At 32.6% G+C, this 12,464-nt stretch carries 13 protein-coding genes and 1 pseudogene; 4 read left to right on the plus strand and 10 right to left on the minus strand.

Going from position 1 to position 12,464, the window contains the following annotated elements; genetic code table 11:
* Positions 1-198 precede the first annotated feature (198 nt).
* From B3J44_RS17410 to pyrR, 6 genes are all read right to left on the minus strand, one after another.
* Positions 199-702 (minus strand): CAP domain-containing protein, encoded by a 504-nt coding sequence (locus B3J44_RS17410; protein WP_286969966.1) that lies wholly within the window; start codon positions 700-702, stop codon positions 199-201.
* Between the two features lie 174 nt (positions 703-876).
* Complete coding sequence (gene pdxH / locus B3J44_RS17415; RefSeq protein WP_286969969.1) at positions 877-1,521, minus strand: pyridoxamine 5'-phosphate oxidase; 645 nt, start codon at positions 1,519-1,521, stop codon at positions 877-879.
* Between the two features lie 217 nt (positions 1,522-1,738).
* Positions 1,739-2,644 (minus strand): ribonuclease Z, encoded by a 906-nt coding sequence (locus B3J44_RS17420; protein WP_286969991.1) that lies wholly within the window; start codon positions 2,642-2,644, stop codon positions 1,739-1,741.
* Positions 2,645-2,738: 94 nt separating this feature from the next.
* Positions 2,739-3,071: a ribonuclease Z gene (locus B3J44_RS17425; RefSeq protein WP_278021005.1), complete on the minus strand. Its 333-nt coding sequence runs from the start codon at positions 3,069-3,071 to the stop codon at positions 2,739-2,741.
* A gap of 202 nt (positions 3,072-3,273) precedes the next feature.
* Complete coding sequence (locus B3J44_RS17430; protein ID WP_029273654.1) at positions 3,274-4,200, minus strand: aspartate carbamoyltransferase catalytic subunit; 927 nt, start codon at positions 4,198-4,200, stop codon at positions 3,274-3,276.
* 152 nt (positions 4,201-4,352) lie between these two features.
* On the minus strand, positions 4,353-4,892 hold the full coding sequence (gene pyrR / locus B3J44_RS17435) for a bifunctional pyr operon transcriptional regulator/uracil phosphoribosyltransferase PyrR (protein WP_008468864.1): 540 nt from the start codon (positions 4,890-4,892) through the stop codon (positions 4,353-4,355).
* 234 nt (positions 4,893-5,126) lie between these two features.
* Here pyrR and B3J44_RS17440 point away from each other — a divergent pair, with 234 nt between their 5' ends.
* The 3 genes from B3J44_RS17440 to B3J44_RS17450 are packed head-to-tail and all read left to right on the plus strand — an operon-like array spanning position 5,127 to position 6,193.
* Positions 5,127-5,687 carry a hypothetical protein gene (locus tag B3J44_RS17440; protein ID WP_286969983.1) on the plus strand — a complete coding sequence of 187 codons (561 nt, stop codon included), beginning with the start codon at positions 5,127-5,129 and terminating at the stop codon, positions 5,685-5,687.
* A gap of 27 nt (positions 5,688-5,714) precedes the next feature.
* On the plus strand, positions 5,715-5,963 hold the full coding sequence (locus B3J44_RS17445) for a hypothetical protein (RefSeq protein ID WP_286969984.1): 249 nt from the start codon (positions 5,715-5,717) through the stop codon (positions 5,961-5,963).
* A gap of 56 nt (positions 5,964-6,019) precedes the next feature.
* Complete coding sequence (locus B3J44_RS17450) at positions 6,020-6,193, plus strand: hypothetical protein (protein ID WP_198856286.1); 174 nt, start codon at positions 6,020-6,022, stop codon at positions 6,191-6,193.
* Between the two features lie 74 nt (positions 6,194-6,267).
* Here B3J44_RS17450 and B3J44_RS17455 read toward each other — a convergent pair whose 3' ends face one another.
* The 3 genes from B3J44_RS17455 to B3J44_RS17465 form a co-directional block, all read right to left on the minus strand.
* Positions 6,268-7,284, minus strand: coding sequence for an RNA ligase family protein (locus B3J44_RS17455; protein WP_286969985.1), 1,017 nt, complete (start codon positions 7,282-7,284; stop codon positions 6,268-6,270).
* A gap of 91 nt (positions 7,285-7,375) precedes the next feature.
* Positions 7,376-8,995, minus strand: coding sequence for an ABC-F family ATP-binding cassette domain-containing protein (locus tag B3J44_RS17460; RefSeq protein ID WP_286969986.1), 1,620 nt, complete (start codon positions 8,993-8,995; stop codon positions 7,376-7,378).
* 156 nt (positions 8,996-9,151) lie between these two features.
* Positions 9,152-9,955, minus strand: coding sequence for a TlpA family protein disulfide reductase (locus B3J44_RS17465; protein ID WP_286969987.1), 804 nt, complete (start codon positions 9,953-9,955; stop codon positions 9,152-9,154).
* Between the two features lie 186 nt (positions 9,956-10,141).
* Between B3J44_RS17465 and B3J44_RS17470 the strand changes: the two genes are divergently transcribed.
* Positions 10,142-10,372 carry a hypothetical protein gene (locus B3J44_RS17470; RefSeq protein ID WP_286969989.1) on the plus strand — a complete coding sequence of 77 codons (231 nt, stop codon included), beginning with the start codon at positions 10,142-10,144 and terminating at the stop codon, positions 10,370-10,372.
* Positions 10,373-10,763: 391 nt separating this feature from the next.
* Here the strand turns inward: B3J44_RS17470 and chiA are convergent.
* Positions 10,764-12,464, minus strand: a pseudogene (gene chiA, locus B3J44_RS17475) (T9SS-translocated chitinase ChiA); the annotation flags it as partial.

Raw genomic sequence — 12,464 nt, forward strand, 5'->3', positions numbered from 1 at the left:
AAATGTTCAGACGGAGTTCCATGTACAGAAGCAGAACATCAAGCAAACAGACGAAGCGAATTCATTATTACAGCCTTGTAATATTAAAAATAGATCAACAAAAAAGCTGCCGATATGGCAGCTTTTTTTTATTTAAAAAGTCGTTGCAATTCTATGAATTACAACGACTTCTAAAAAACCAACCTGTTCAATAAACTTTTAAATCTTAACAAATATGTTAGTGTAATATTTTTTTCCCGTAGCAGGATCTGTTGTTACAGATAATCCAAAATGGGTATAATCGCCTACTATATTTTCTTTGTGTCCAGGACTGTCAAGCCAAGCTCGTACAGCCGCTTCTGCAGTTTTATAATTGTAGGCTACATTCTCTCCTACTTTTTTAGCTCCTAGTATACTAGTGATATTACTAGATCTAGCAACAAAATCATTATGATCTACAACATTGTTTTCAATCATATACTTATTATGCTCTTCACATTTAAAAGATATATGATTAATTCTCTCTAAAGCATTTAAACCAACACTCACACGGTATTCGTTTATTAGCTTCATAGTTTCTATTTCGGTATCGTTATAAGTGTAGTTTACAACAAGAGCTTCTGTTGGAGTGGTATCCAAGCTTGCTTCGGCGTTATCAGCAGAACATGCGTTCATTGCGAACAAAATCGCAATGAACAACATGGTGCGCATAATCTTTTTCATAATCATCAGCATTTTAGCGGTTTAAAGTAAATGTTGGGGCAAATCCTTTAAATTTATCTTTGAATAAAATATCGTTTGCTTTTTCTATACCAAACGTATTCAAATTACCGTTAAACTACAAAATTAATCGATGAAATGCATATAATTTTTATTTAAAAAAGTATTTTCTTACAACTAAGAAGATAGTCGCTCAATTTTCCACGAAAAATCAGACTGACTTGTATATCTAATTCTATCGTGAAGCCTATTAGGTCTTCCTTGCCAGAATTCAACTTGAAGTGGAGTTACAATATAACCTCCCCAATTTTCAGGTCTAGGGATAGTTTTACCTTCAAATTCAGTTTCTATTTTTTTTAAGTTTTCTTCTAAAAAAGTTCTAGACGGAATAACTTCACTTTGGTGCGAAACTATAGCGCCTAGCTTACTTCCGTCAGGACGTGAATCAAAATAATTATCAGAAATAATCTCAGATGTTTTCTGGGCAATTCCTTTAATAATTACCTGACGTTCTGCTTCCTGCCAAAAAAAAGACAAACAAACATTTGGGTTTGCTTCTATCGCTTTTCCTTTCTCTGAATTATAATTGGTATAAAATATAAACCCTTCTTCAGAAAATTTCTTCAATAAAACGACACGCGATTTCGGAAAACCATCCAATCCAATTGTAGAAACCGTCATGGCATTTACCTCCCCACTTCCGCCAAAATCTTCCACCTCATGAAACCATCGGTTAAAAAGATTAATCGGATCTTCTGGAATATTAGTTTCTAATAATTCACTTTTCTCGTATGACTTTCTATAATTACTTAAATCGTTCATTATTTATTATTTTAGATTGTTGACTTTAGATTTTTTGTTTCAGGTTTCAGGCTTGTCAGGCTGAGCGAAGTCGAAGCCCACGTTCCCAAAGCACGTTCTGCTTAAAAAAAAAGCACTTCGACTTCGCTCAGTGTGACAATCATATATTAAGATTCCGTCAACTTAACTTGAAATTACTACACCAAAACTTAGTCCCTTAGCATCTCAGAACCTTAAATTAAAACTCAAAACTAACTCCATCATCTGCTAAAAGCACATTTGGAAAAACCTCTTCTGCTTCTTTTTTAAATGGCTCCAAACCATCATAGCGTGTTGAATAATGACCTAAAATAAGCTGTTTCACATTGGCTTTTAAAGCAATATTTGCTGCTTCTTTTGCTGTCGAATGCAGTGTTTTTTCGGCCAATCTTGCTTCCGATTCTAAAAACGTAGATTCGTGGTATAAAATGTCTGTATTCTGTATAATTGGAATTATCTCTTCATTGTAAACTGTATCAGAACAGAAAGCATAACTTTTTGCTGGCGGTGGATCAAAAGTAAGTTTTTCATTTTCAATTACTGTTCCGTCATCAAGCGTAATATCTCCTCCGTTTTTGATTTTCTGATAATAAGCTACATGAATATTATAGCGCTGAACTGCTTCAACGTCTAATTTTCTTTCATCTGGCTTTTCCTGAAAAAGATAACCATTCGTATATACGCGATGTTTCAACGGCATTGTTTTTACGATAACTTTCTTGTCTTCAAAAATAACTTCGCTTTCTTTCGATTCTAATTCGTGAAAAAACAAAGAATACGTTGTCCAAGATTCAGTCAGTTTTAACTGAATCAGGATCAATTCCTTGATTCCTTTTGGACCATAAATATGTAAATCTGTAGTTCTTCCTAAAAGGGAAAAGGTTGAAATAGTTCCTATTAATCCATACAAATGATCTCCATGAAGATGCGAGATAAAAATGTGATTAATTTTTGAGAATTTAATCTTGTTTTTGCGAAGCTGTACCTGAGTTCCTTCTCCGCAATCAATTAAAAACAATCTGTTCTTAATATCTAAAACCTGCGAAGTCGGGTTAGTAAGCGTTCTGGGAGTTGCGGCATAACAGCCAAGTATAGTCAGTTTCAATTTATTGTTAATTCGTTTATTTGGTAAATCGTTTAATCGGTTAAAATTAATCAAAACGATTAAACGATTAAACCAATAAACAATTAAACCAATATTAAAATCCTAAATCACGTTCGATTTCTTCCATTTCGATAATGTCATGCGCTTCTAAAAGAGAAGGAACTACAGCCAATTTATCTGAAATAGCGTTAAAATCAAGATCGGTTGCTACAATTACAAACGATTTTTTCGCTTTTTTCTGAACTTTAGAAAGTGGTAAAAAAGCTTTTAAATCATTTTCTGAAATATTAGAATCTGATGATAAATCGATTATAATATTTTGTTTTTCAAAGGTTTTAAATTGTTGCGTTACTTTTTCCAAGAAAGCATTTACATCTCCTTGCGTATCTTTAATCGTAACGGTATGTCCTTTTTGATCTACTTTCATTTTATATTTTTGAGGGGCTTATATTTGTTTATGCTAATTTAGTAAGTTTTTTTTAGTTTCAGGTTTCAAGTTTCAAGTTTGTCAGGCTGAGCGAAGTCGAAGCCCACGTTTGCAAAGCACGTTCTACTTAAAAAAGCACTTCGACTTCGCTCAGTGTGACACTCGTTCAAAAACTGAAAACTGCGACTGAAAACTAAAAAACCTACTGAATCTTAGAAGCCAGCAAATAAATAACCGCCATTCTAATCGCAACTCCATTCTCCACCTGATTCAAAATAACCGAATGATCAGAATCGGCCACCTCAGAAGTAATTTCTACTCCTCTGTTGATTGGTCCTGGGTGCATAATTACGATTTCTTTTCCTAGCGAATCCAAAAGCGGTTTATCAACCCCGTATTGCTGTGCGTATTCACGCGTTGATGGGAAGAAATTCACATCCATACGTTCGTTCTGTACACGAAGCATATTCGCAACATCACACCATTCTAATGCTTTTCTTAAATTCGGTTCAACTGTAACACCAAGCGATTCAATATATCTCGGAATCAGCGTTTTTGGTCCGCAAACTTTTACTTCAGCGCCTTGCATCTGCAAAGCATATATGTTAGATAAGGCAACTCTCGAATGCAGAATATCGCCTACAATAACTACTTTTTTTCCAGCAACATCACCCAGTTTTTCTCTAATCGAATAACTGTCTAATAAAGCCTGAGTTGGATGCTCATGGGCTCCGTCTCCAGCGTTTACGATACTTGCTTTGACATTTTTAGATAAAAAATAAGCCGCTCCGGGATTAGAGTGGCGCATTACAACCATATCCACTTTCATCGAAAGGATATTATTTACAGTATCAATCAAGGTCTCTCCTTTTTTAACCGATGACTGAGCTGCAGAAAAACTGATCACATCGGCAGATAAACGTTTCTGCGCTAATTCAAAAGAGAGTTTGGTTCTGGTACTGTTTTCGAAGAAAATATTGGCGATGGTAATATCTCGTAATGAAGGAACTTTTTTAATTGGTCTATTAATGACTTCTTTAAAATGATCTGCCGTTTCAAAAATCAGGTTAATATCATTCTCATTGATATATTTTATTCCTAATAAATGATTTACGCTTAATTCTTTCATCTTTCTGTTTAATTGTTTATTTGTTTAATCGTTTAATCGTTTGCTTTGCGATTAAACAGTTAACCGATTTAACGGTTCAACTCATTTTAATTTCATTAATCGTTTAATCATTGGTTTTTCCGATTAAACAATTAACCGGTTAACCGATTAAACTAATTTGTCACTAGGTGAACAACATCTTCACCATCATTTTCTTTCCAGCTTACAATTACTTTTTCACCATTGATAGCATCTACCTGACGGCCTCTGTAATCGGGTTGAATTGGTAAATGACGGCTGAAACGTCTGTCAATTAAAACCAATAATTCAATTTCTGAAGGTCTTCCGAAAGATTGAATGGCAGTTAAAGCAGAACGAATGCTTCTTCCTGTAAACAAAACGTCATCGATAAAAATGACTTTTTTGTCTTCGACTATAAAATTGATTTGGGTTTTATTGGCTTCAAGCGGTTTATCAGTACGACGGAAATCATCTCTAAAAAAAGTGATATCCAAGTATCCTAAAGAAATTTCAGGAACCTTGTATTCGTTTTCTAATATTTGTTTTAAACGTTCAGCTAAAAAAACGCCTCTTGGCTGAATTCCCACCAAAATTGTTTCAGAGAAATCAAGATGTTTTTCGATTAACTGACAAGCCAAACGATGGAGTATGATAGTAACTTCTTTCGAATTAAGTAATACTTTTTGACTCATAAGTGATTGTAATGTTTGGTTGCGCAAATATACGGAATCTGATTTTATTTGTTGGGGTGTTGGGTGGGGAAATATTTTTTGAATTCTTTAAACTTTTAATTAAAGTAAATCACATATATGTAATATTCAAAATCATATTTTCAAAAATAAACCTTACTCTTATTAACAAGTTTAAACTTAAAATTTTACTTTAGTATTATTCAAAAAATATCTTCAAACATAACACAAATAATTATGAGCTTTTTTAAAAAACTATTTTCATCAAAAAAAGAACCAAATAACTACGGATCCAACCAAAGCCAAATCAATACTAAAGAATATTTCGATGATAGATATACCGAAGATATTATAGATCCAAAAATGTTAGAAGGCTGTTTGAAAATGATTGAAAGTTATTTTATAGACAACAAAATTGAAAAAAAAATTGAAACTCCAATTAATCATCCCACAAACTTAGATCAAGTAGACCAAGATGGTTTTGGCTTCTTATTATATTGTAAAGCTTTTCAAATTGAAGAATCTCAAGCTGCAATGTTTTTAGCTTATTCTTTTTCTGATTTTCTAATAAAGAAATATGATTTTAAATTATACATGGACTCTAAACCAGATTATCCTTTAAGAAGTATGACATTAAAATATGAAAAAGGTGAAGTCTTTTTATCACTTTATCCTTTCGAATATACAACAAAAGTTTTAAATGGAAATTCAACATTTTCTGATTTGGTTGAAAAAATAAAAACTCAAATTGACGAGATGCCAGATCTTGAAGATCTTGCTGAAAATTCAGCTAATTAGAATTAAATTATTTAAAATTCCGAAGGAATGAACAATATTGTAGCAACGGATTTTAATCCGTTGAATGATTTCCACACACAAAATAAAGTTCCATCGGAACGATTCATATTATTGCGTGTAAAATGTACCGAACCTACGGCTCTTACTTTTGCTAAATTATTTTTAAACTGGATTAAAATCCAGCCCTACAATATGGATCGAGCCGATGGCTCTTTTTCAATTTCTTTGAAATCTAATCATCTCCAAATCCTAAAACATTTCTCAAAAATTCTATAACATATTTCGCTGATTCCTGAAGTAATTTTAAGTATCAATTTAAAACATCAGAAGTCATGCAAAATAAAATACTAAGATTGTTAATGGTATTTGTAATACTGTTTTCATTTACAAGCTGTGAAGTTATTGGAGACATTTTTAAAGCCGGAATGGGATTCGGGATTTTTATCGTAATTTTTATTGTTGCGATTATTATCTGGATTTTCGCTAAAATGTTCGGCAGTAAATAAAAAGACATAAAAAAATCCCTGTTAATCTTACAACAGGGATTTTTTGTTTAGTAAACATTGCAGAATTGTTGATCTTAATTAGGCAATATTTTTTTAATTTCGAACATTATCCTTTCTGACAGCCATTCTTTTTCATCTGGCAACAGATATTCAAATAAATTATTATTGTTTTCATTAAAACTAACAATAACATCTTTTAAAAATTCTATTTTAATTTGTTCCATACGTAGTTGATCGCTAAGATTTATAGCTCCAATTTTTGAAACTACACTTTGTAATCTATTGTCTGTAATATAATTCCTCAATTCTTCCATTATAAAAGATAGACTTTCAGTTTTTGAAGAAACATCTGGAATAAAAGACCATTTTTCTGCTTCATGAAATCTCTTTTCTTCATCAAATTCCGAGTTTTTTAATTTTATAATGGGTCTTTCAAGATTCAAATTTGTGTCAATTCTATTAAAAGGTTTAATCACAATACCTTCAATGAGATTATCCTTCAGCTCAGGCAGATTCAACTCTTTAGGGATTAACGAATTTATTCTTTTATTAAAATTCATTGCTTCATTCAATTTTCCAATAAAAAGAGGTCTTACATGAAATATTCCAAACTTCTCAAACAAGCTTAATGCTTTTTCAAAATCAAGATAAAATTTTGCTTCCGTTTCAGATTCTATAGCTATGTCAAATGCACAAAACTCAATTGTAGGTGAATAATAAACGCCTGTTTGGATTGGATAAAGGTTCTTTAAAGCCACAACATCAGAATGCGGATATTTGCCTCCGAAAAGTTCTCCATAAACAATAAGTTTAGAAGCTTTAATTTCAGTACTTAATTGTTCAAATAGACTAAGTATTTTATCTTCTAATTTATGGACAATCAGCTGATAACCAAAAAAATCATCAGTCCACAATAAATACTCTTTTCTCTTAGCAAATTTGAGGTTGTTATTTTCATAAACAAAACTGAAATTTGCTCCATGAACCTTTTCTGTTACAACCCATTTATACTTCTCTATTTTTAATAAATCATTACTATCAAGCCCAAGTTTCTTAAGAGTATTGGGCATTTTTTCATATTCAGAAAACATACATTATTATTAACAAAAGAACAATCTTACAAAAATAAGAAAAATAATACATAAAAAAAGCCCATTATTTTTATAACGGGCTTTTGCTTTATTAAAGATTATACATCTTCTTTCTTTGTTCTTGAATTTTTTCATCATCAAGATATTCATCAAATGTCATGTAACGGTCGATTACTCCGTTTGGTGTCAATTCTACGATTCTGTTACCAACTGTTTGCGCGAACTCGTGGTCATGCGTTGTGAAGATTACAGAACCTTTAAAGTTTTTCAATGAGTTGTTGAAAGCTGTAATAGACTCCAAATCTAAGTGGTTTGTTGGCTCATCAAGCATTAAAACGTTAGCACGCTCCATCATCATTCTAGACAACATACAACGTACTTTTTCTCCTCCAGATAAAACTCTAGACGTTTTTAAAGCTTCTTCTCCAGAGAAAATCATTTTTCCTAAGAAACCTCTAATAAATACCTCATCACGCTCTTCTTCTGTTTTAGCATATTGGCGTAACCAGTCAACTAAAGTTAAGTCATTTTCGAAATATTTGTGGTTTTCAGCTGGCAAATAGGCTTGATTTGTTGTAATTCCCCAGTCAAAAGATCCTGAATCTGCTTTTTGTTCTCCGTTTAAGATTTCGTAAAAAGCTGTTGTTGCACGCGAATCTTTAGAGAAAAGAACGATTTTATCGCCTTTTGCCATATTCAAATCAACATCTTTGAATAAAACTTCTCCTTCTACTGAAGCAGATAAGTTTTGTACATTCAAAATTTGGTCTCCCGCTTCACGATCTTGATCGAAAATAATCGCTGGGTAACGACGGCTAGAAGGTTTGATTTCGGCAATATTCAATTTCGAAATCATTTTTTTACGAGAAGTTGCTTGTTTCGATTTCGCCACGTTTGCACTAAAACGACGAATAAATTCTTCCAACTCTTGTTTCTTTTCTTCTGCTTTTTTGTTTTGCTGTGCACGTTGTTTCGCCGCTAATTGGCTAGACTCGTACCAGAATGTATAGTTTCCTGAATAGTGATTGATTTTTCCGAAATCAATATCAGAAATATGTGTACAAACCGCATCCAAAAAGTGACGGTCGTGAGATACAACGATTACAGTATTTTCGTAGTTTGCTAAGAAGTTTTCTAACCAAGCGATTGTCTCGAAATCCAAATCGTTGGTAGGCTCATCCATAATCAATACATCAGGATTTCCAAAAAGTGCCTGCGCCAAAAGCACACGTACTTTCATTTTTCCTTCCATATCAGCCATTAAAGTATAATGATCTGCTTCTGTGATTCCTAAGTTAGATAACATAGATGCTGCATCAGAATCGGCATTCCATCCGTTCATTTCTTCAAACTGAACTTGAAGCTCTCCAATTCGGTCAGCATTTGCATCATTATAATCTAAATAAAGTTCATCCATTTCTTTTTTAACAGCGTACAAAACTTTATTTCCCATTAAAACGGTTTCCAAAACAGTATGCTCATCAAACATGTTGTGGTTCTGGTTTAAAACCGACATACGTTTTCCTGGTTCTAAATGAACATGGCCAGAAGTTGGATCCATATCGCCTGAAATGATTTTTAGAAAAGTAGATTTTCCAGCACCATTTGCTCCGATAACTCCATAAATATTTCCGTGAGTAAACGTAGTATTTACTTCGTCGAATAAAATTCTTTTACCAAACTGAACTGATAAATTATTGACTGTTAACATGAATGTCTTTTTAATTAATTTGGTGCAAAAGTAGTGAAAAAGGTTCTAAGTTGCAAAGATGCTAAGTTGCTAAGGTTTTAATTTAACCATATAAGTTATATAAGTTCATTTTAGCAAAACTTAAATTTTCTTATATAACTTATATGGTTAAAAACTTCACAATTTGCTTTCTTTCTCCAAAGCCACTTCTAAACTTTCAAAATTAGGAAGCACTTTTGCAATCATTCCTTCTTTGTTTAGAATAAAATGTGTTGGAAATGAATTCAATTGCAACGATTCATTCATGTAAACTTTCATATCTGGAATTACTGAATACGAAAGTGGCTTTCTGGCTAAGAATGTTTTTAATTGTTCTGCTGAATCTTCGGCCAAGCTCATAAAAACGATATCTTTTCTGTCTTTGTATTCTTCAACCAATTTGTTGACTTGCGGAAATTCTCTAATACAAGGCGTGCAGTGAATGTACCAGCATTTTATCACAATGATTTTTCCTTTCATAGATTCGTTAGTTACCAGATTTCCGTCTAAATCTTTAAAAGAGAATTGCGGAAAAGCTGTTCCTTCCATTTTATAGTTTTTATAAGCATCAAAACCAATTTGGTTGATTGTCGCTTTTATACTTGTATCGGTTTTGGGCTGAATTTTGAAAAGCTTATAAACGTAAATATTCACTTCAGATTTTAATCTAATTGGAATGTAGTTTTCGTTTGCTAATTTATCTAGAAAAGCTTCTTTTGAGATTTCTTTTGAGGCAGCATCCAAAGCTATAAAATCTCTAGAAAGCATGATGTTTTTACTTTGATACACAGACCAATCTGTATATGTTTTTTGAATTTGAAGTGGATCAACTTCTGGATTTCCGAATTTAGTTTGAGCTGTACTTATTGTAAAAATAAAAAGTAGTGTAATTAAGCTAATGAATTTCTGCATGGATTCTGAAACAATTGTATTTGATTTCAAAAATAGTGAAAGTTTTTTAACCGCAATCCCGATATCTATTGGGAGCAAAGGTTTACGCAAAGTTCGCAAAAGGTTTCTCGCAAATTTTGCAGATTTAGCAGATTTATTCTCATTTTTTTCATTCTGAGACAAATTTATGTCATCCTAAAAATAATTGTTCTTTAAATTTACCTAAATTATAAGATTATGATTACAGATAAATTATCAGCTGAAGTTGAAACAAGATTAAACGATTTCTTTACAGATAAAATTGATTGTAAGGAAATGGCAAAAATGATACGAGAAGTAAATAATGCACTTTCGCTTTGTATTATGAAAGATTGCGAAACCATTAAATTTGGAGTAAAGAATATTGATGATAGTTTTTATTGGCTTAACAAATTCGCAGAAGTTTTAGATCCTTATTTGGAAGCTTAAAATAATTTTTAATTTGAGTTTTAATTTTGAAGAAATGGCACGCAGATGATACGGATTCGCTATTGCGAAAACGCGGATAAAAACGGATTTTTTATTAATCTATCTAAAAATTAAGTAACAAAATCCGTTTTTATCCGCGTCTTTACGAAGTAAATCCGCCTCATCCGTGTACTACATTGAGTTATTACTTCATTTATCAAAAGTCATAAATAAAAAAAACCTGGCAATAAAAATTGCCAGGTTCATAATGCGCTACTTGAGGCAAAAACCAAATAACAAATTACCTCAATTCACAGCATTTAAGAAATAAAAATTAGGTTAAAAAATAAATAACCAAACTCAATTTTAACCGTCCCAATTTTCTTATTTCTAAATTTTCAATTCTTTTATTTTAGTTTAAAAAGTTCATTACTTTCAATGACTTTTTGTGTCCAGATTTATCTGTTACGATCACAACAAAAATTTGTTTACTAGCAAAACTTGGGCTATTAAGCAGTACTTCTTTGTTGTTCTGAATGTTTCTATGACTTGTAACAGTTTGCCCTATTGTATTGAATACATCAACTTGAGCGATATCTCCTGTGTCATTAGCGACAGACAAAGTATTGTTTCTGAAATAGGCAACAGTTGCATTACTTTCAGCAGTTATATCTTCTACAGCCAATGTTTTTGCTGTGCCTTGCGATGCAAAATAAGCCGCGTATGCTTTAGACAATTCAGATGAATTTCCGCAAGAAGAGGCATCCCAGTTTACAGACCAAGTCATTAAACCTCTTAAAGAAGGATATGGTCCGCCTGGCTGCATAGTGTATGTTCTTCCTGAGAAATTGGTTCCGTTTCTTAAATAATCCATAGCGTTAATTCCTTCGGTTGGAGTTAGATATCCGCTACCTGCAGCACTTGGACAAGCTGGCAATGCAATAAGAACTTTTGAAGCTGGTAAACCATCAAAGTGCATTCCTGTTGAAGCAATGTTATATCCTTTTATGATCATATCAGTCAAGGCTGTAACCATGTTTGCTTTCTTAGCTGTACCATAATACTGGCCGTCTAATCCGTTTTCTCCTCCTGTGTTATACAATTGTACTGCTAACAAATCTAACTCGTTACGCAAGTTTTGAATAATTGGTAAGAAAGAACCAAACGTATCTGTATAAGTAGTATATCCTCCTTGTACATATTGTGTTTCTGGAGCCGCAGTCAATAAGAATCCAGGACCGTAATAGGCTTTTAATTCTTTGAAAGCATCTACTACGTTTTTCAATCTTGGATAAGCAGAAATACCTGCATAAGAAATATCTCTTAAACCTCCAGCGCTAAAATTCATCGATCCTCCTTCAAAATCAATGTCAACTCCATCAAATTGATACTCGTCAATAATGGCTTTTAGACCATTAACAAAAATATTTTTTTGCGTTACATTCTCTAGAACAACGTGACCATTTTGACCTCCAATAGAAACAATAACAGGAACGCCACTATCTCTTAAAGTTTTGATATCGTTTTTCAGCAATTGCTTATCGAAAACACCATTGGTCAAATATCTAGCATCGTTTGTGGTTAGTATTGGCGTATAGCCATCACGGTTTACTGTTTCTACGAAAGAATAATCGACTACGTTAAACTTACTTCCCTTTATTTGAGAGAAATATAAAAATGGTGCAGAAGTATTTTCCCAAGAATGCGCGTATCCTAAAATAATTTTAGATGGAAGCGGAATAAATCTATTACCACTTATTGTAGCAATTTTAATGGTATTGTTTAATGTAGTTACAGCCGCTTTATTATCGGTTGCTTTAATTACAATTGGATAATCCTGATAAGCAGTTGGCGTAAAATTATACGTATAGGTATTATTTGTACCCGCTGTCATATTAAATGTTCCACCATTTATAGTAATCGTAACACCTGAAACTGTTCCGTCGCTATCAACAGCTGTAACTGAAATTGGCACAGCTTGGAAAGAACTTTGGTATACCGTAGTATTTGATGGTGAATTCCAAGTAATTACAGGCAATGCATTTGGACAATTTGCACCTGAACAAGTTAATGTAAAACTATATGTTTTTGAATCTGTTGTTCCGTTTGATGC

It is taken from the genome of Flavobacterium sp. UBA4854 (assembly GCF_002399805.1).
GTDB classification, from domain to species: Bacteria; Bacteroidota; Bacteroidia; order Flavobacteriales; family Flavobacteriaceae; genus Flavobacterium; species Flavobacterium ginsengisoli.